The sequence below is a fragment of the Agrobacterium sp. T29 genome (genome assembly GCF_006970545.1).
Classification (GTDB): Bacteria; Pseudomonadota; Alphaproteobacteria; order Rhizobiales; family Rhizobiaceae; genus Agrobacterium; species Agrobacterium leguminum.
Map to the genome: position 1 here is coordinate 178,267 of NZ_CP040641.1, position 19,765 is coordinate 198,031.

A 19,765-nucleotide genomic window follows, 5' to 3' on the forward strand; every position below is an offset into this window, starting at 1 on the left:
ATATGACGCCCGTTACCAGAGCTTCACGTGCCGGTTCACATCCTTGTAGAGCAGGTAACGGAAGCGGCCCGGCCCACCCGCATAGCAGGCCTGCGGGCAATAGGCGCGCAGCCACATGAAGTCGCCCGCCTGCACTTCCACCCAGTCCTCGTTCAGCCGGTAGACGGCCTTGCCTTCCAGCACATAAAGGCCATGTTCCATCACATGGGTTTCCATGAAAGGAATGGTCGCGCCCGGCTCGAAGGTGACGATGTTGAGATGCATGTCATAACGCACGTCTTCCGGATCGATGAAGCGGGTCGTCGCCCATTTGCCGTCCGTATCCGGCATGGCCGACAAAGCGTGCTCATCCTCATGCGTGAAGATCGCCGGCGGCGGCTCCAGCCCGTCGACCGCCTGAAACGCTTTGCGGACCCAGTGGAACTTGACGGGCGCCTTGCCCGAATTGCGAAGCTGCCAGCGGGAGCCGGCCGGCAGGAAGGCGAAGGAGCCCTCCCGCAACGCATGCTGCACGCCCTCGAATTCCACGGTCATTTCGCCGTCGACAACGAAGATCGCCGCTTCGGCCCGTGCGTCCGGTTCCGGCCGGTCGCTACCGCCGCCCGGCTGCACCTCGACGATATATTGCGCGAAGGTTTCGGAAAAACCCGTCATCGGCCGGGCGATGATCCAGGCCCGGGTGCCAGCCCAGTGCGGCAGCACGCTCGTTACGATATCGGACATGACGGTTTTGGGGATGACCGCATAGGCGGTCTTGAACACCGCCTTGCTCGACAGAAGTTCCGTCTGTCCCGGCAGACCGCCCATATCCGAATAATATCTCTTCATTTCAGCCATTCCATTCTGCAACGCATTCGGCGCGGATTCTTAGGCCCGCGCCGGCGTTTAATCAAATGGTTATTGGCAAGCAGAGACTGGCCCGAAGGATGTCACACCTTCTTACGCATCGTGGCGTAGACGATATTGTGGTTCTCGCCGAAGAACACATCCGCCTCGATGCTTGCGGGATCGGCGCTGGCATTGACGATCCGCCACATATCCGCCTTGGAGCGCAACAGCAGCGCCCAGTTCATGAAGGTTTCCATGTAACCGTCGACGACGATGTCTTCCGAGAAATTGGCGAAGAGGAACATGCCGCCGGGCTTCAGCATTTCCATGCAGCGCCGCGTGAGTTTGATCGCCACGCGGTCGTTCAGATAGTCGTAGAGACCGGCCGCGTAGATCAGGTCGAAAGTGCCGAGTTCCTGCGTGCGCAGGACGATATCGCGCACGGAACCGTCGATCGCCTCGATGCAGCTGCCGTTGAAATCGCGGGCGACGGAACCGACGCTCAAGGGGTCCTGATCGAGCGCCACCCAGCGCTTGATTTTGCCCTCTTTCAGCGCAACGGAGGCATCCGCCTCGCGCAGATGGCCGGAAGCGATGGTGAGGATTTCCGTCTCATTACCGTGCCGGGCCGCAGCCTCATCGACGAACCGTGTCAGCAAATCGCGCCGCTCGCGCACGGCAACCGAGGAGCTGGCATCCTTGGTGTAGTCGTAAAGGGCCGCACCGAGCGGCGTGGCATTATTTACCAGTTCGGCAACACTGTCGTGGCCATAAATGAAATCGAGCAACTGCGCATCGCCCGAATAACCCCGCGGCTTTTCGAAAGACCAGCGCGTGAACGGGTCCTCCAGAAAATGGACCGAAACAGGGTGATTCTGCACCAACGGAATCAGTTCAGCCCACACGCTGGAGTGGAGCTTCTCACGCAGACCATGCAGTGCGCCCGCCGTTCTATGTATTATCTCACGTGCTGAAATACGATTGTCGAACTGCTGCTGTGCCAATTCGAGAATGAGCGCAATCTCTGCTTTCGCAACGGCGAACTGCTCATCGAATGTTTCCGTTCTGCGTGCAAAAATCTCTTTTGCGACAGTATCCGGGGTAATCAGACTTGCCCCGTCAAGATTTTTCTTCTTTACCCGCACCACTTCAGCCTCCAGTATTAACGCATTGTTAACTATACGTTTCTGGGAGGTGGAAGGCCACTCGCTTTCGATTTTTGAGCGGTGTAGGGATACATTAGTAAATTAGCGTATTTTTTTGGTCACACTCGTGAGGACGGGAGAAAGCAGATACGCGATTTAGTGAAACTTAATGTTGCGAACGTATGATGCGTTCTTCCTTTCCATGTTCTCCGCACACATCGGCAGAGATCGACGGGAACCCGCACTGGGTGCGACAGCACACGGAAAAGTGGAATAAGCAGTTACTTAATAAAGTATACGCAACACTATGGGAAAGTGCATGAAGCACACATTGGGAGAGGTGAGTGGACAGCAAGACTATCGGCGGCCGGACTCCCGGTTTTCTGATGAACTCCTTGCCCTTTACCAGCAGGAAGGTGAGCGCAGCCGCCGCGGTTCTATCCGGCGGGGCCTGTGGACCGCTGTCTTCATCTATCTGCTGTTTGCCGCAACCGACATCATTCTGATACCCGACGTCGCTTTTTACACCATTATCGCACGCCTGATTGTTGTGCTGTCATCCCTGCTGACGCTGGAGATTCAGCTAAGCAAGGGCGCCAGCACCACGGCGCTCGATCTCACCTGCGCCACCGCTCTCGTCATGGGCTATATCGGCTGGCTGCTGCCGTCGCTGTTGACCGACAATACCGAAAACATGTCCTATTACATGGTTTTCGGGGCGATCTTCATGATGGGCGCCAATCTGTTTTTCACCTTCCGCTTCCATCTGTCGCTGGTGTCTTCTGGCATTATTCTCGTCACCTATTTTCTGGCGGCAACGCAGTTTCCCGAAGACAGCTTCTACAAGTTCGCCTTCGGCACCTTCTACATATCCTGTTTCGTCTTCACATCTTACGTAAACTGGAATCTGAACCGGGAGCGCTACCATGTCTTCGTCAATGGGCTGGAGGCGAAGGCCCAGCAGAAGGCGGCTGACGAACGTGGCCAGGCGCTGCTGCGGCTTTCCAATACCGATTCCCTGACGGGCCTGCAGAACCGCCGCGCCATCGACCACCATCTGCGCCTGCTGTGGGACAACTGGATCAGGAAGGAAGAAGGCTTTGCCGTTTTCCTGATAGATGTCGACTTCTTCAAGAAATACAACGACCGTTACGGCCACCAGGAAGGCGACAAATGCCTGGTGACGGTGGGCAAAGCCCTGCAGAATGCGATCACCGAACATGGCGCTTCCATCGGCCGCTATGGCGGTGAGGAATTCATCGTGCTGGCGCCGTTCAAATCCAAGCAGCAGGTGGGTGAGCTTGCCGAGACGATCCGCCACACCGTTGAAGACCTGTCGCTTGCGCATGACCAGCGCCGGGATGGCACCTTCATCGTCACCGTCAGCATCGGTGCGTCCTTCACCCGCCCCAATGCGGACGGCAAGCTGGAAAAGATCATCAACGAGGCCGACCGCGCGCTCTATATCGCCAAGGGCAATGGCCGCAACTGCATGAAGCTGTTCGATCCGGACGACCCGCAAACCAGCGACGAGACGGAGAATATTGCCGCCCTGCTGAAAATCGCCGTCGCGGAAGATCTCGTTTCCCTCGTCTATCAGCCTATTCTCAACATTTCGACCAACGAGACCGCGGGGGTCGAAGCACTGATGCGGCTTCGCCTGCTGGATGGCAATCCAGTCGCACCCGGTATTTTCATTCCGATTGCCGAACGCACCGGCACGATCATGGAACTGGGCCTGTGGACCATCAAGACCGTCTGCAAGCAGATACTGGCCGATGACAAGGTGGCCGTCGTCAGTGTCAACGTGTCGCCGATGCAATTGAAAAATCCGGGTTTCGCCACCTCCGTGGCGGCCATTCTCGTGGAGGCGGGAATTGCCGGCAACAGGCTTGCCTTCGAAATCACCGAAGGCGTCGACATGGAAATGCATTCGGACGTGCTGCGTTGTCTGAACGACCTGAAAACGCTCGGCATCAATATCTGGCTGGATGATTTCGGAACGGGTTTTGCCGGCCTTTCGTGGCTGCGCATGACGGATTTCGATACCGTCAAGATCGACCGCTCCTTCCTGCACGACAGCAAGACCCCGCGTGGCCGGGCGATGCTGCAGGACATGATCCGCCTCATCCGCAATCGCGGCCACAAGATCCTGATCGAAGGCGTAGAGACCGAGGAACAGTTGAGGCTCGTGCGTCAGATGGAGATCGACTACGCGCAGGGTTATTATATCGGTCGCCCCATCGGCGCCGAAAGGCTGGGCGCGGCGGCAGCGCCCTATCCGCGCCCGAATATGCTGCTACGCCCCGCCTGATCGCTGGATGACGGCGGAACGCCGCCGTCAGCTGCGGGCCGCTTTAATGATAAGCGGGCGGGTTGAGCGAGAATTTTGCGGCAAGCTCCGAGAAGGCCGCCCGCGTGACGGGATCGACGGGAGCCCCTTCCCTCTCCCGCCTTGCCGCCACCGCCCACTCCCGGTCACCCGGCGCCATGACCTTGCAGTCTTCCCGCACGGGGGAGCCGCGCAGGACCTCGAGATAACGTTTCATGCCCTCGTCGAACACCTCGCGCTCCAGGAAGGCTTCCGGCTTCAGCACCAGAACGAAGGCCCCAAGCCCGCGCGGCGTGGAAAAATCCGGCCCGCCCATGGGAGCGATATCGAAGCTGAGTTTCATGCCCGTTAGAACAGCGCTGAAAATCTCGACCATTCCCGCAAGTGCGGCCCCCTTGAAACCGAACTCACCGCCGACCGGGGCAAGCATTTCAACGGCATGGGGATCGCGGGTATCGATACCATCACCATCCGAGGCGACACCTTGCGGCAATTGCTGGCCAAGGCTCCGGTAAAGCAGGACACGGTTATAGGGCACCGCGCTGGTGGCCATATCCAGCAGCCAGGGCATGTCATCCGCTGCCGGCACACCGATGGCGATGGGATTGGTGCCGTGGAAACGCATGGCGCCATCGTGCAGGCGCACGAAACTGTCGGAATTGCAGAAGGTGAGGCCGATATAGCCCTGTCGCGCCGCTTCCAGCGCATAAGCGCCGGCCGGGCCGAAATGCGATGAGTTGCGGATCGCCACCGCGCCAATGCCGAATTTTTCCGCGAGCGCCATGGCGCTGTCCATCGCCGCATAGGTGGCGCGGGCGCCATGGGCGTGGTCGGCGTCGATCGTCTCCACCGCGCCGAAGCCCGAAACGCGGCGAATCTGCGGCCGCCGATTGAGACGCCCGCCTTCGAGCGCAGTAATATAATGTGCGAGCAGGCGCACACCGTGGCTGTCTACACCGAGCCTTGTGCCGTGCATCATGGCGCGCGTCGCCGCATCGGCCGTTTCGTCATCGGTGCCGGCGGCCAGGAAAACGGTGCGGCAAAACCGCTCCAGCTCATCCAGACTCGCCAGAACGGTGGCTTTTTCATTGCTGTGCGCCATGAGGGAATCCTCCCAATTCCAGAATCCATGCCGCACAAGCTATTCACGGGGCGCGTTTTTGCAATCGAATATCGCGCGCCCGAAGGCTCAATCAGTCTTCCGCTCCCATGGCATCGTAAGAAGAGCGTTCGCCGGCGATAATCGCGCGTTTGCCGACATGGTTGGCAGGCCCGACGATGCCTTCCTGTTCCATACGCTCGACCAGCGAAGCGGCACGGTTGTAACCGACGGACAGGCGGCGCTGGATATAGGATGTGGAGCACTTCTTGTCGCGCATCACCACCTTGACGGCCTTTTCATAAAGATCGTCGCTATCGTCCTCACCCATGGCGGTCTTGTCGAAAACAGCGGCTTCCTCTTCCGCCTCTTCGTCGGTTTCGTCAGCGTCTTCGGTAACGGTGCCGAGATATTCCGGACGTCCCTGCGTCTTCAGATGCGCGACCACCTTTTCCACTTCCTCATCCGAAACGAAGGGACCGTGGACACGGGCGATGCGGCCGCCGCCCATCATGTGCAGCATATCGCCCTGGCCGAGCAGATGCTCCGCGCCCTGTTCACCGAGGATGGTGCGGCTGTCGATCTTCGAGGTCACCTGGAAGGAGATACGGGTCGGGAAATTCGCCTTGATCGTACCGGTGATGACATCGACCGACGGGCGCTGGGTTGCCATGATGAGATGGATGCCGGCAGCACGCGCCATCTGCGCCAGACGCTGGATCGCGCCTTCGATTTCCTTGCCGGCCACCATCATCAGGTCTGCCATTTCGTCGACGATGACGACGATATAAGGCATGGCCGTGAGGTCCATTTCCTCCTGCTCGTAGACCGCCTCGCCGGTGGCGCGGTCAAAACCACTCTGCACGTTGCAGAACACCGTCTCGCCCTTGGCGCGGGCGGCAGCGGCCCTTGCATTGTAGCCGTCGATATTGCGCACGCCTAGACGCGACATCTTGCGATAACGGTCTTCCATTTCGCGCACGGCCCACTTCAACGCCATGACCGCCTTTTTCGGATCGGTAACCACAGGCGTCAACAGATGCGGAATACCGTCATAAACGGAAAGCTCGAGCATCTTGGGATCGACCATGATGAGACGGCACTCTTCCGGCTTCAGACGATAGAGCAGCGACAGGATCATGGTGTTGATGGCGACCGACTTGCCGGAGCCGGTGGTGCCGGCGACCAGCAGATGCGGCATCTTCGCCAGTTCGGCGATGACAGGTTCGCCGCCGATGGTCTTGCCGAGGCAAAGTGCGAGCTTCTGGCGGGTCTCGGCATAGTCTGTCGCTTCGATCAGTTCCCGCAGATAAACCGTCTCGCGCACCGGGTTCGGCAGTTCGATGCCGATGACATTGCGGCCGGGCACAACGGCGACACGGGCCGAGAGCGCCGACATGGAGCGGGCGATATCATCCGAGAGACCGATGACGCGCGAGGACTTGACGCCAGGGGCGGGTTCGAACTCATACAGCGTGACGACGGGGCCGGGGCGGACATCGATGATCTCGCCCTTGATGCCGAAATCCTCCAGCACGCTTTCGAGAAGCCCGGCGCTCTGCTCCAGCGCTTCCGGCGTCATGGTCGTGGTCTGCTGGACGCGGGCCTCCTGCAGAAGATCGATCGAGGGATATTCATATTCCCCCTCGGCGAAGACAGGCGCTTCGCGGAACATCGGCTGCGAGGCCTGGATGGGCGCGCGCGGCGTGAAGCGCGGCTCGGCCGCAATTCTCTCAACCGGCTGAACCTGCTCCACAGGTCTCGGCGTCTCGACAACCATCGGCGCTTCAGCGACAGGCAGCGGCGCGACTTCCTGTTCCACGACCGGAAGCGCGGCAGGAATGGCGGACTGACGCACGCCGATCTCGCGGTAAAGCCGGATTGCAGAACCGCCCGGCACGGTGACGACAGGAGGTTCGGACGAAAGCACGATCGCAGCGGCTGCCGGCGACACGACGGCGACCGGCGCGATTATCGCTGGCGCCGTGACGACCGAATTTGCAAGAACGGCGCGCGTGGACGCGGAAATGCCCTCGCCGGCACTGCCCGGCAGATCGAGCGTCATCACTTCCCAGAAAAGCTCATCCGGCAGATGGGCGGCGAAAGCAGGAATGACAGCCTGAGCGACCTCGACAGCAGGCGCGACGGATTGCGGCTGAACCGACGGGAATATCTGCGGCACAGGCGCTTCCACGGCTACGGAGATACCCTCCTGAACCGGCATCTGAGCAGCGGCAGCCGCCTCTTCCGCTTGCTTGCGGGCAAGCTCCAGCCGCAATTTGTAAGTCAGCGCCCTGGCGCCCCGGGCCTCCGGCGGCTGCGGCAGAAACGGCATGCGCGGCGGCGGCACGCGCTGTTCAGCCGGCTTCACGACGGGTTGAGGGACAGAAACCTCCTGCTGCACGGCGTGTTGCTGCGCCACCGCTTCCTGCTCCACCGTTTCAGGCGGGGCAGCATCCAGAATTTCCTCTTCCGGAATATTGGGTGTCTCGACCGGCATGCGCCGGGCAAAGGCGCTTTCCGGCGTGCGGGTGAATCGCACATTCGGGCCGAGCACGAAAGCATTCTGCCAGCCGGGCATCTCGGCGCGGCCTTCAATGGCATCGGCTGCGCTGACATCGGCATTCGGCCGGGGTGCCGCGCCCGCCTTCATTCCCGCCGTCTGCTGAGCGGCAACCGACTGGCCGCCGGCATGACGAGCCTTCTCGCTCCCCTCCCCTACGCTATTGGACGAATTCTGGAATCTGGATCGGGAGAAACTCATGGCAGCGTGCACACTCATCATAAACGTACATATTTCGGTCTCCCTGAAATAGAAAATAAAGGTTAATTACCCCTTTCCAAACGGGGTCACCGCGGCAGATTTTCGCTCCGCCCACAGGGGCAACGGGACACACACGGCCGAAACGCCGGCATCCCAACCACCTAATTTCATTGCGTTAAATCAATTTTCCGGAACATCGTCGCCGGTAGCACCGCAGCAGGAGAAAAGCGCATTGCCGCCGGAAAGCATATTGTTTCCGCAAAGGCCCGCGCAACGTAAAATCATTGCTGTAAAGCCCGCGAATTAACGTGGACACTGCCGAGGTTGCAGTCTTAAGATCGGCCGCCGCGGACCAAGTGGAAAGGCCCGCCCAGCCCTCATTTCCGGAGTGAATCATGTCGCCTGTCCACCTGTCCCGCCGCTCGCTTCTCAAGACGTCACTCCTTCTTGCCGCAACCACGGGTTTGGCGGGCATCGCCGCCGCGCAGCAGGCGGCACCCGGCGGAAGGCTGATCGTGGCGGCCGATTCGGAACCGAAGAACCTCAACCCGGCAATCGTCGCCTCAAACGGCGTGTTTTATATTGCCAGCAAGATCGTCGAGCCGCTGGCCGAGGCCTCCTTCGATGGCAAGGACGGGCTCACGCCGCGGCTTGCGACCGAATGGCAGGGATCGGATGACGGTCTCAGCGCCACTTTCAAGCTGCGCGAAGGCGTCTCCTGGCATGACGGCAAGCCGTTCACCTCGGCGGACGTCGCCTTTTCGGCGCTCTCCATCTGGAAGCCGCTGCAGAATCTCGGACGGCTGGTCTTCGCCAATCTCGAGAAAGTGGATACGCCGGATGAACACACGGCGATCTTCCGCTTCTCCAAGCCCACGCCCTTCCAGCTCATCCGCAACGCGCTGCCGGTCGTTACCAGCGTCGTGCCGAAACATCTTTATGAAGGCACCGATATCGCCACCAACCCGGCCAATACCAAACCGGTCGGCACCGGGCCTTTCGTCTTTGCCGAATACAAGCCCGGCGAATATTATCGCCTGACCCGCAATCCCAATTACTGGGGCAAGGACGAACCGCAGCTCGAAGAGATCATCTACCGCGTCCTGCCGGACCGGGCGGGTGCGGCCTCCGCGCTCGAAGCAGAGGAAATCCAGCTCGCCGCCTTCTCCGCCGTGCCTCTGGCCGATCTCGACCGCATCTCAAAGGTGGCGGGCATCAAGGTCATTGCCGATGGTTACGAAGCGCTTACCTATCAGCTGGTGGTCGAAATCAACCATCGCCGCAAGGAACTGGCCGATCTCAAGGTCAGAAAGGCCATCGCCCACGCCATCGACAAAAAATTCGTCATCGACAAGGTCTTCCTCGGTTACGCCACGGCATCCACAGGCCCGGTGCCGAAGAACGCCCCTGAATTCTACACCGACGATGTCGAGACCTATGATTTCGATGTGGCCAAGGCCAATGCCCTGCTGGACGAGGCGGGTTATCCGCGCGGCCCGAACGGAACACGTTTCTCGCTGAAACTTCTGCCGGCGCCCTATTTCAACGAAACCAGACAGTTCGGCTCCTATCTTCGTCAGGCGCTGCAGGAAATCGGCATCGATGCCGAGTTGGTCAATAATGATTCAGCCGCTCACCAGAAGGCTGTCTACACCGATCATGCTTTCGATCTCGCCATTGCGCCGCCGGTCTTCCGCGGCGATCCGGCAATTTCCACCACCATTCTCGTGCGTTCCGGCATTCCGGCGGGCGTCGGCTTCTCCAACCAGGGCGGTTACGAGAACAGGACGCTGGACGAATTGATCGACAAGGCGGCGATAACGGTCGACACCGCCGCGCGCACAGCGCTTTACAAGGATTTCCAGAAGCAGGTCGCCGCCGATCTGCCGCTGATCAACGTTGCCGAATGGGGATTCATCACGGTGGCGCGCGATACCGTCAAACATGTCGCCAGCAATCCCCGCTGGGCCGTTTCCAACTGGGCGGATACGGCGGTCGATACGTAAGGACGCATCGTGAAGCGTGCAGTAACATTGCTGAAGCGAAGGGCAGTCAGCGCCATTCCGGTGCTGCTGATCGTTCTCATCTTCACTTTCGTACTGCTTGAAAATGCATCTGGAGACGCGGTAGACGCCTATCTCGTCTCCATCGGCGGCGGCGATGCCGGGCTGCGGGATGTATTGCGCGAGCAATATGGCCTGAACGGTTCGGTGCTGGCCCGTTTCTGGCTCTATGCCAGCTCGGTGCTGCGGCTCGATCTTGGCTGGTCGCTTGCCTTCGACCGGCCGGTGCTGGGGCTGATCCTCGAGCGGCTGCCGAACACGCTTCTCCTGATGGGCAGCGCCACCGCATTCGCCTTCATCCTCGGCACCGGGCTTGGCATCGTGGCCGGTGCGCGTCCCGGCGGGCTGACGGACCGCGTGCTTTCAACGCTTTCGCTGGCGCTTTACGCCACGCCCGGCTTCTGGCTCGGCCTCGTGCTGGCCATCGTCTTTGCCGTTCAACTCAAATGGCTGCCGACCTCAGGCATCGAAACCATCGCCTCGGGCAAGCAGGGATTTGCAAGGGCGCTCGATATTGCCCGCCATCTCGTGCTGCCGGTCGCCAGCCTCGGCCTCATTTATCTCGCGCTGTTCCTGCGCGTCATGCGCACTGCCATGGCTGCGGTCTGGCCGCTGGATTTCGTGCTTTTTGCTCAATCCAAGGGGCTTTCCAAACGGCGGATCGTGCTGCGCCATGTCGCGCGCAATGCCGCTCTTCCGCTTGTCACCGTACTTGGCCTGCAGGCTGCGACCATGCTGGGCGGCAGCGTGGTGATCGAAAGCGTCTTCGCGATTCCCGGCTTCGGCCGGCTGGCGCAGGAGGCGGTCAGCGGCCGCGATACGCCGCTTTTGATGGGCATTATTCTGACAAGCGCCGTCTTCGTCATCCTCGTCAATCTCGCCGTCGATATTGTCTATGCCGTCCTCGATCCGCGCATCGGCAGCGGAGAGCGACAGGCATGAGTTTCGCTCTCCGGCTGCTGCGCAGTTTCGAAGGCGCCACGGGCACCATCATTCTGGTGCTGCTTGCCATGACGGCGCTTGTCGCCCCCCTCCTCTTTCCGGGCGACCCGCTGGCCATCGTCGGCGAGCCGCTGATTGCGCCCTTTACGGATGCCGCCCTGCCGCTGGGCACCGACCGGCTGGGCCGCAATGTGCTGGCCGAGCTTGCCCATGGCGCGCAGGCCTCCCTGCTCGTCGGCATGGGTGCCGCCGCCGCCGCGCTGGTGATCGGCACCGTCATCGGCACCATCGCCGGTTTTGCCGGCGGTCTCGTGGACGAAGCATTGATGCGCGTCACCGATGCCTTCCAGATCGTGCCGAATTTCCTGCTCGCGCTCGCCTTCGTCAGCACCATCGGCCCTTCCATGCCCATCGTCATTCTCGCCATTGCGCTCGGCGCATGGGCGGATCCGGCGCGGCTGATGCGGGCGCAGGTGTTGAGCATCCGCGAGCGCGACTACGTGCAATCCGCCCGCGCCATCGGCATGCATCCGCTGGAAATCGCCTTCCGGCAGATTTTACCGAATGCCCTGCCGCCGGTTCTGGCGCTGGCCGCCATCATCGTCGCGGCCGCCATCCTCACCGAGGCCGCGCTGTCCTTCCTCGGGCTCGGCGATCCCAATATCGTCACCTGGGGTTCGATGATCGCCGAAGGACGCAACGTCCTGCGCTCGGCCGCGTTTTTGTCCGTTATCCCCGGCATCGGCCTTCTGGTCACCGTTCTCGGCGTCTACCTTCTCGGCGAAGGCATCAACAGGGCGATGGCGACGAGGAGGCAAGCGCCATGAGCGGAAATGCGCTGTGCCGGATCGACGATCTCAGCGTTTTTTATGCGGCAGGCGATGCACCGGCCTTGCAGAATGTTTCGCTGACGATCCGGCAGGCGCAGAGGCTGGCGATCATCGGCGAAAGCGGTTCGGGAAAATCCACGCTCGGCAGAGCCATTGCCGGGCTTCTTCCCGGCAATGCGCGGGTTTCCGGCGATATTTCCTGGAGCCGCGATAGCGGCCTGTTTCATGGCAGACCGCTGCCGGGGCGCGATATCGGCACGATCTTTCAGGATATCGGCGCGACGCTGAACCCGGTTCTCACCATCGGCGAACAGGTGGCGGAAGGCGCCGTGCGGCATCTCGGCCTGTCATGGAGGCAAGCGCGCGATCTTGCCCGCGATCTTCTGGACCGGGTGCGGCTGCCGCATCCTTCCTATCTGCTCACCGCCTATCCGCACCAGCTTTCCGGCGGCCAGAGGCAGCGCGTGGCGATTGCCGCCGCCATTGCCGCCAGTCCTTCGATCCTGATTGCCGACGAGGCCACGAGCGCGCTCGATACGGTCAGTCAGGCCGCCATCGCCACGCTGCTGGACGATCTGGTGCGGCAGGAAAACAAGACGCTGGTCTTCATCACCCATGATATCGGCCTTGCTTCCAGCCTTGCCGACGAGATCGCGGTTCTGCGCGCGGGGCTGCTGGTGGAACACGGCCCGACGCGGCGGGTGCTTTCCGCACCTAGCCATGACTATACGCGTGCGCTGCTTGCCGATTATCTCGATCTCTCCACCCCGCCGCTCATCGGCGAGGCCGCGTCATGAACGAAGCCCTTCTGAGTGTCGACGGACTGTCGAAAACCTATCGCACCGGCGCAAGAACGGTGGCGGCGCTTTCCGACATCTCCTTTTCGCTTCAGCCCGGCGAGACCATGGGGCTAGCCGGTCCCTCCGGCTGCGGGAAATCGACGCTGGCGCGCATTCTGATGCGGCTGATCCCGGCCGATGAAGGCACGATCCATTTCAAAGGCCGTGACTGGCTGGCGCTTGACGGCGGCACGCTTCGCGCCGCCCGCCGGCACATGCAGATGGTGTTTCAGGACACGCATGGCGCCTTCAATCCGCGCGCCAGCGTCGAGGATGCCATCGGCGAACCGTTGCGCATTCACCGCACGGTCAAAAGACGCGAGCGTGCAGCGGAAATACACCGCCTTCTCGAGCGCGTGGGCCTGCCCGCCAGCTATGCCGGCCGCTCGGTCTTCGAGCTTTCCGGCGGCCAAAGGCAGCGTGTTGCGATTGCACGCGCCATTGCGCTCAAACCGTCGCTTCTCATTCTGGACGAAGCCGTCTCCGCGCTCGATGTTTCGGTTCGCCGACAAATCCTCGAACTGCTGGTGGAAATACAGCGGGAGACGGCCGTTTCCTGTATTTTCGTTTCCCATGACCTCGCAGTCATCCGGGCCGTCTGCCACCGCGTCGCCATCATGGAAGCGGGGCGGATCGTTGAAATCGGCAGGACGGGAAATATCGTCTCGGCGCCGCAATCCTCGACCGCCAGAACTCTGATCGACGCCGCACCGCGCCTGACCATTGCCACGTAAGGAAAAGACATGCCCGTTCCGGATTATGCATTGCTGCTCGACCCACCCGCTTTTCCCGCGGAGCGTTACGCCATTCTTTCTGACCGGCTGGCAGCCTTGATGGGCACGGGGAACGACGTCCTTCTCATGCAGGCGGAAGCCGTGCTGGCGCTTGAGGCGGCGGCGACGAGCCTTGCCCGACCGGGCCTTAGAGCGCTCAACATCGTCACCAGCCCCTATGGCGCATGGTTCGGCGGCTGGCTCGCGAGAGGCGGCGCGACGGTGCGCAACCTGACCGCCAGCCCGGCAAAGCCGGTCACGCTGGAGGAGGTGGAGCGGGCGCTGAACGAGGGTCCGGGCTTCGATCTTCTCGCCATCGTCCATGCGGAATCGGCAAGCGGCATTCTCAACCCCCTGCCCGCCATTGCCGCGCTCGCTCGGCAAAGGGGCATCGTGACCCTTGTCGATGCCGTCGCCTCCATCGGCGGCCATGCCTTCGAGGTCGATAGGCTGGGCATCGATATCGCCGTGATCGGCCCGCAAAAGGCGCTGGCCGGCCCGGCGGGGGTTTCCGCCATTTCCGTCAGCGAAAAAGCGTGGGAGCTTCTTTCCCATGGTGAGGCGCCGGAAAACTCCATGCTCTCGCTTCTGGACCAGAAGAAACTCTGGCTCGATGCCGGCCGCGGCGCACTGCCCGGAACGCCCGCTCCGCTGGAATTCTACGCGCTGGAGGCCGCCCTCGACCGGATAGAGGCGGAAGGTCTGGCATCCGCCAACGAACGCCACGAAAGAGCGGCGGCGGCCACCCGGAACGGCATCAGGGCGCTCGGTATCCCGACCTGGGTGGAAGAGGCACACGCCTCCGCCCTCGTTTCCACGGCGATCCTGCCGGATACCCTAGAAGCCGGAGCGTTTCTCGCGGCTGCATCCCAAAAGCAGGGCGCTGATCTTTCCGCCGGTGTCGGCCCCGGCGCGGAACGGCTGATAAGGCTCAATCACACCGGTCGGAGGGCGCATCCGGAGGCGGTGAAAGCCAATATCGCCGCCTTCTCCAGCGCCCTGAAAAGCCTCGGCCATGCCGCAGATACCGATTCCGCACTGGAAGCGACTGAAAAAACCTATTCTGACGCCCCTGCGAACGGCGTTTAATGCGGCTAATAAACGTTCATTGCGCCAAATCCGGCAGCGTTGGAATGTCAGTCACGACATTGTTGTTAAAAATGGTAGACAAATTCCTCGGCCAATCTTGACGAAATCATGGCAACGCGCGAAACTTAACGCTACGTTAACTCGCGTGAAGAAGGGAAATGGCCATGGTAGCAGGGTTCAATATGCTCTCCTTTGACCTCTTTGGCATCGGCCGAAGGATGCCCGTCGTCAATGAGCGGGTGGAGACCGAGTTTCAGGACAAAACACCGCGCAGACCCGATGACGAGTCGCACGATGACGACCGCGATCAGGAATATGAACTGTTCTTCTGGTCGCTTTACCCGGTGATCTGAGCCACTCACAGCGGCTTGCAGGCATGAACCTTGCCAAGGACCGCGGGTTCATTCAATGATTGCCGCATGCGCCGGCCCGAAAAGAACTCTGCGAACAGAGACTTGCAACTGTTGCGCCGCCTTCTGCGGGCCAAGGATCATATGGACGCGGCGCCCCATGAGGCGTGGCCTGTTTCACGCCTTGCAAGTGTCAGCGGCGCCTCGCAGGCGCACTTCGCGAGATCGTTTCGCGATGCTTTCGGCATACCTCCTCACCGTTATCTGCTAACCCGCCGGGTGGAGCGCGCCGTGGCGCTGTTGCGTGACACGGACCTTCCGATCATCGACATCGCGCTGCAAACCGGCTGGAACAGCATCGGCACATTCGGCCGTGTTTTCCGCGACGTGACGGGGGAAAACCCGAGTGAATTGCGGCGCAGGATGCGGCTTTTGCCTGCCGACCTTGAGCAGGTTCCCCATTGCTTCGTCAGCGCCGCGCATCGTCCCCATCTCACAATCGCAGTTTCGGAGAAGCGCCGGCGATCGGAAAGCGGTAGGCACGGTGAGTGAAAGGGAGATAGCTCATGAAAAATGGTGTTCAACTTGTCGGGCTTTATGTTCATGATCAGGACGAAGCGTTGCAATTTTATGTCGAAAAAGTCGGATTTCGTCTGCATACGGACGCACGCAACGGCGATTATCGCTGGTTGACCGTGCAGCACCCGGACCAGCCGGATTTCCAGCTGGGTCTGTTTCGGCCGCAGGCCCCGACCGTTGACGATGCGACGGCGCAGGACCTGAACGAAGCCGTGGCCAAAGGCGCCATGCCGCCGCTGGTTCTGGTGGTCGAGGATTGCCAGAAAGCCTTTGACGCCATGCACAAACGCGGCGTCGAATTCACCCAGGAACCGATCGCCCGCTACGGCTCGGTGGATGCGAGCTTCCGCGATCCTTCCGGCAATGGCTGGAAGCTCGTTCAGGCCCGCTGAAGCGCCGATGTGTCACATTCCATCATGGATGCTTTTTCTTGGGGGCGACTTTGATCTTGCGAAACTGGATAAGGCAGGGCCATCGGTGGCTGGGCATTCTGCTGACCGTCACCATTCTGGCGAACTTCGCTTCGATGGCCTTCGGCCCGACGCCGCCGATGATCGTCTATGCTCCGCTGATTCCGCTGACTTTGCTTGTTTTCAGCGGGCTGTACATGTTCTTCCTGCCATATCTGGGAAAGCCGCCAGCCCCATCGGGGAAGTAGGCAGGTAAGCAATGATGCTATCTCGCTCTTCGGCCGCCCGCACGGTTTACGCGGTTGCGAAGCACGGTGTTCAAAATGTTTCGGCCCCGGGTTTTACCCCGGGGCCGATTAAAAAGCGGTCGGCCGAAACGGCCTTGCCTTAGTGGTTGTCGCGCGGCAGGCCCTTGGTCTGGGCGATGCGCTGATACTTCACGGCCGGCTCCAGAACCGCGCCGGTTTCCATCTGGCTGACGATACCGCGCTGGATTTCCTGCCATGGCGTCTGGTGATCGGGGAACTTGTAACCGCCCTCGGCGGAAAGCGCCTCGTAACGCTTGGCCAGTTCCTCGCCGGAAATCAGGATATCCGCCTTGCCGCGACCCACGTCGATGCGGACGCGGTCGCCCGTCTGCAGGATGGCGAGACCGCCGCCGGCCGCCGCTTCGGGCGAAGCATTGAGGATGGACGGGCTGCCGGATGTGCCGGACTGACGACCATCGCCGATGCAGGGCAGCGAATTGACGCCTTCCTTCAAAAGATAATCCGGCGCGCGCATGTTCACCACTTCCGCGGCACCCGGGTAACCGATGGGACCGGCGCCACGCATGAAGAGGATGGTGTTGGCGTCGATCTTCAGCGACGGATCGTCGATGCGGTGATGGTAGTCCTCCGGACCGTCGAACACCACGGCGCGGCCCTCGAAGGCTTCCGGATCGTTCGGGTTGGAGAGGTAACGGTTGCGGAACTCTTCCGAAATCACGCTGGTTTTCATGATGGCGGAGGAGAACAGATTGCCGCGCAGAACGCGGAAGCCGGCGCGCTCCTTGAGCGGCTGCTCATAGGGACGGATGACCTTTTCGTCTTCGATGATCGCGCCACGGCAGTTTTCGCCGATGGTCTTGCCGTTGACGGTCATGGCGTCTTCCATGATCAGTCCCTGGTTCATCAACTGGTTGACGACGGCAGGAACGCCGCCGGCATGGTAATAATCCTCGCCGAGATATTCGCCGGCCGGCTGCAGGTTGACGAGCAGCGGCACGTCTTCGCCATAGGTCTGCCAGTCATCCACCGTCAGCTCGACGCCGACATGGCGGGCAAGGCCGTTCAGGTGGATCGGCGCGTTGGTGGAGCCGCCGATGGCGGAATTGACGCGGATGGCGTTGATGAAGGCATCCTTGGTCATGATGTCTGAGGGCTTCAGGTCTTCCTTGACCATTTCAACGATGCGCAGGCCGGTCAGGTAGGAGACTTCCTGACGGTCGCGGTAAGGCGCCGGAATGGCGGCCGAACCCGGAAGCTGCATGCCGAGCGCTTCGGCAAGCGAGTTCATGGTCGTCGCCGTGCCCATGGTGTTGCAGTAACCGGTGGAGGGAGCCGACGAGGCGACGAGCTTGACGAAGCCCTGATAATCGATCTCGCCCTTCGCCAGCAATTCGCGCGCCTTCCAGACGATGGTGCCGGAACCGGTGCGCTCGCCACGGAACCAGCCGTTCAGCATGGGGCCGACGGAAAGGGCGATGGCGGGAATGTTGACGGTGGCCGCCGCCATAAGACAGGCAGGCGTGGTCTTGTCGCAGCCGATGGTCAGGACGACGCCATCGAGCGGATAGCCGTAAAGCACTTCCACGAGGCCGAGATAGGCAAGGTTGCGGTCGAGACCGGCGGTCGGGCGCTTGCCGGTTTCCTGGATCGGATGCACCGGGAACTCGATGGCGATGCCGCCCGCTTCACGGATGCCTTCACGCAGGCGGTTTGCCAGCTCCAAGTGGTGACGGTTGCAAGGGGAAAGGTCAGAACCCGTCTGCGCAATGCCGATGATCGGGCGGTCGGACTGAAGCTCGGCCTGGCTGAGACCGAAGTTCATGTAACGCTCGAGATAAAGCGCGGTCATATCCGCGTTGGCGGGATTGTCGAACCACGCGCGCGAGCGAAGCTTGCCTCCCTTGCCCTGGGTTGCGGGAAGATTGTCGGATGTAGTCATGATGCGGGTCTCCAGCCGGAAGTGGCCAACGGTAAAATATTACGAAATGCGACAAGCTTATGTTGTGCGCAAGGAAAATGGAATCAGCTTTCGGAGATCACGCATAACCGACAGAGCAGCCCCAGACGAGTGATTTGGAGCTGTTCTTCGGCTTTAACCGAATATTTTTCGGCATTTACGATGATACCGGTGTCGCGCAACGGCCTCTTCCTCCCTGCCTTGCCGGAATGCGTCTGGCCCGATGGCCCGGCACTCCGCCTCAGTCTGATCTCTTTATTTGTATTACTATTAGATGCCGTCATTGGCTGTCAAGCCACATCACAGGCCATTTTCGGCGTGTTCAAACAGAGAAAGAGTATAATTGATTTCTGCACAAACCATTGATTCATTGTATTTTATGACAAAATTTAGTCACAGTTCGTGAAAGCCAAATTGCAAAAAGGCCAAAAAACCACTTTTCAAGAGTATTACTATATGCTCATAGTATCGCCGTCACGCTGACATCATCTCTGGGAGGATAAGATGAGAAAAGCTCTTGCGGCATTCACTGTCGCCGTTTCCGCATGCCTTGCATCCAGTGTTTCCGCACAATCGCTTACCGTCGGCTTCTCGCAGATCGGTTCGGAATCCGGCTGGCGCGCGGCTGAAACCACCGTCACCAAGCAGCAGGCGGAGAAGCGCGGCGTCACGCTGAAATTCGCCGATGCGCAGCAGAAGCAGGAAAACCAGATCAAGGCCGTTCGCGGCTTCATCGCGCAGGGCGTCGATGCGATCCTGATCGCTCCGGTCGTCGCAACCGGCTGGGACGCCGTACTGAAGGAAGCCAAGGAAGAAAAAATCCCTGTCATCCTGCTCGACCGCCAGATCGAGGCTTCGGACGATCTTTACCTCACCGCCGTAACCTCCGATCAGGTTCATGAAGGCAAGGTTGCCGGCGACTGGCTGGTCAAGGATGTCGGCTCCAAGGACTGCAAGGTCGTTGAATTGCAGGGCACGACCGGCTCTTCGCCCGCCATCAACCGCAAGAAGGGCTTCGAAGAGGCGATTGCCTCGCACAAGAACATCAAGATCGCGCGCTCGCAGACGGGTGACTTCACCCGCACCAAGGGCAAGGAAGTGATGGAAAGCTTCATCAAGGCCGAAGGCGGCGGCAAGGATATCTGTGCGGTCTACGCTCACAATGACGACATGGCCGTCGGCGCGATCCAGGCGATCAAGGAAGCCGGCCTGAAACCCGGAACCGACATCAAGGTCGTTTCCATCGATGCCGTGCCTGATATCTTCAAGGCCATGGCGGCCGGCGAAGCCAACGCCACCGTCGAACTGACGCCTGACATGGCCGGCCCCGCTTTCGACGCGCTCGAAGCCTATCTGAAGGACAAGAAGGCGCCGCCGAAGTGGATTCAGACCGAATCCAAGCTCTATACGGCGTCCGACGACCCGATGAAGGTCTACGAGGCGAAGAAGGGTCTGGGTTACTAACAACCCATTCTTCGGAAGGAGCGGCGCGTCGT

17 protein-coding genes are annotated in these 19,765 nt (G+C 60.7%); 12 read left to right on the plus strand and 5 right to left on the minus strand.

Annotation, left to right across the window (positions count from 1 at the left end; genetic code table 11):
- Nucleotides 1-12 precede the first annotated feature (12 nt).
- Together FGF54_RS15845 and FGF54_RS15850 are read right to left on the minus strand one after the other, a co-directional pair.
- Complete coding sequence (locus FGF54_RS15845; RefSeq protein WP_142780365.1) at nt 13-837, minus strand: bifunctional allantoicase/(S)-ureidoglycine aminohydrolase; 825 nt, start codon at nt 835-837, stop codon at nt 13-15.
- A gap of 92 nt (nt 838-929) precedes the next feature.
- Nucleotides 930-1,976, minus strand: a complete 1,047-nt coding sequence (locus FGF54_RS15850; protein ID WP_168208150.1) for a class I SAM-dependent methyltransferase — start codon at nt 1,974-1,976, stop codon at nt 930-932.
- A gap of 316 nt (nt 1,977-2,292) precedes the next feature.
- On the opposite strand from FGF54_RS15850, the gene FGF54_RS15855 reads away from it, so the two are divergent.
- Nucleotides 2,293-4,287 carry a bifunctional diguanylate cyclase/phosphodiesterase gene (locus FGF54_RS15855; protein ID WP_142780366.1) on the plus strand — a complete coding sequence of 665 codons (1,995 nt, stop codon included), beginning with the start codon at nt 2,293-2,295 and terminating at the stop codon, nt 4,285-4,287.
- Nucleotides 4,288-4,330: 43 nt separating this feature from the next.
- Here the strand turns inward: FGF54_RS15855 and FGF54_RS15860 are convergent, their stop codons facing one another.
- Both FGF54_RS15860 and FGF54_RS15865 read right to left on the minus strand, forming a co-directional pair.
- Complete coding sequence (locus tag FGF54_RS15860; RefSeq protein ID WP_168208151.1) at nt 4,331-5,407, minus strand: Ldh family oxidoreductase; 1,077 nt, start codon at nt 5,405-5,407, stop codon at nt 4,331-4,333.
- A 91-nt stretch (nt 5,408-5,498) separates the two neighbouring features.
- A complete protein-coding gene (locus FGF54_RS15865; protein WP_142780367.1) occupies nt 5,499-8,189 on the minus strand; it encodes a DNA translocase FtsK in 2,691 nt (896 codons plus the stop codon).
- 374 nt (nt 8,190-8,563) lie between these two features.
- On the opposite strand from FGF54_RS15865, the gene FGF54_RS15870 reads away from it, so the two are divergent.
- The 10 genes from FGF54_RS15870 to FGF54_RS15915 all read left to right on the plus strand — a co-directional run bounded on the left by FGF54_RS15870 (nt 8,564) and on the right by FGF54_RS15915 (nt 16,291).
- The gene (locus tag FGF54_RS15870) at nt 8,564-10,174 is read left to right on the plus strand and encodes an ABC transporter substrate-binding protein (RefSeq protein WP_142780368.1); all 1,611 of its coding nucleotides are present in this window, start codon (nt 8,564-8,566) and stop codon (nt 10,172-10,174) included.
- Between the two features lie 9 nt (nt 10,175-10,183).
- On the plus strand, nt 10,184-11,173 hold the full coding sequence (locus tag FGF54_RS15875; RefSeq protein ID WP_059757292.1) for an ABC transporter permease: 990 nt from the start codon (nt 10,184-10,186) through the stop codon (nt 11,171-11,173).
- Nucleotides 11,170-12,000, plus strand: coding sequence for an ABC transporter permease (locus FGF54_RS15880; RefSeq protein WP_142780369.1), 831 nt, complete (start codon nt 11,170-11,172; stop codon nt 11,998-12,000). The genes FGF54_RS15875 and FGF54_RS15880 overlap by 4 nt, the downstream gene beginning before the upstream one ends.
- Nucleotides 11,997-12,800, plus strand: coding sequence for an ABC transporter ATP-binding protein (locus tag FGF54_RS15885; protein WP_142780370.1), 804 nt, complete (start codon nt 11,997-11,999; stop codon nt 12,798-12,800). Before FGF54_RS15880 ends, FGF54_RS15885 begins: the two co-directional genes overlap by 4 nt.
- Nucleotides 12,797-13,576 (plus strand): ABC transporter ATP-binding protein, encoded by a 780-nt coding sequence (locus FGF54_RS15890; RefSeq protein ID WP_142780371.1) that lies wholly within the window; start codon nt 12,797-12,799, stop codon nt 13,574-13,576. Before FGF54_RS15885 ends, FGF54_RS15890 begins: the two co-directional genes overlap by 4 nt.
- Nucleotides 13,577-13,585: 9 nt before the next feature.
- Nucleotides 13,586-14,704: an alanine--glyoxylate aminotransferase family protein gene (locus FGF54_RS15895; RefSeq protein ID WP_142780372.1), complete on the plus strand. Its 1,119-nt coding sequence runs from the start codon at nt 13,586-13,588 to the stop codon at nt 14,702-14,704.
- Nucleotides 14,705-14,862: 158 nt separating this feature from the next.
- Nucleotides 14,863-15,057, plus strand: coding sequence for a hypothetical protein (locus FGF54_RS27265; protein WP_003523745.1), 195 nt, complete (start codon nt 14,863-14,865; stop codon nt 15,055-15,057).
- 66 nt (nt 15,058-15,123) lie between these two features.
- Nucleotides 15,124-15,606: a helix-turn-helix domain-containing protein gene (locus FGF54_RS15905; RefSeq protein WP_142780373.1), complete on the plus strand. Its 483-nt coding sequence runs from the start codon at nt 15,124-15,126 to the stop codon at nt 15,604-15,606.
- A 14-nt stretch (nt 15,607-15,620) separates the two neighbouring features.
- On the plus strand, nt 15,621-16,025 hold the full coding sequence (locus tag FGF54_RS15910) for a VOC family protein (RefSeq protein WP_142780374.1): 405 nt from the start codon (nt 15,621-15,623) through the stop codon (nt 16,023-16,025).
- 56 nt (nt 16,026-16,081) lie between these two features.
- Nucleotides 16,082-16,291 (plus strand): hypothetical protein, encoded by a 210-nt coding sequence (locus tag FGF54_RS15915; protein ID WP_246667026.1) that lies wholly within the window; start codon nt 16,082-16,084, stop codon nt 16,289-16,291.
- Between the two features lie 139 nt (nt 16,292-16,430).
- On the opposite strand, the gene FGF54_RS15920 is transcribed toward FGF54_RS15915, so the two are convergent.
- Nucleotides 16,431-18,251 carry an IlvD/Edd family dehydratase gene (locus tag FGF54_RS15920; protein ID WP_065655500.1) on the minus strand — a complete coding sequence of 607 codons (1,821 nt, stop codon included), beginning with the start codon at nt 18,249-18,251 and terminating at the stop codon, nt 16,431-16,433.
- A gap of 522 nt (nt 18,252-18,773) precedes the next feature.
- On the opposite strand from FGF54_RS15920, the gene ytfQ reads away from it, so the two are divergent.
- Nucleotides 18,774-19,733, plus strand: a complete 960-nt coding sequence (gene ytfQ / locus FGF54_RS15925; protein ID WP_020809449.1) for a galactofuranose ABC transporter, galactofuranose-binding protein YtfQ — start codon at nt 18,774-18,776, stop codon at nt 19,731-19,733.
- Nucleotides 19,734-19,765: the final 32 nt, after the last annotated feature.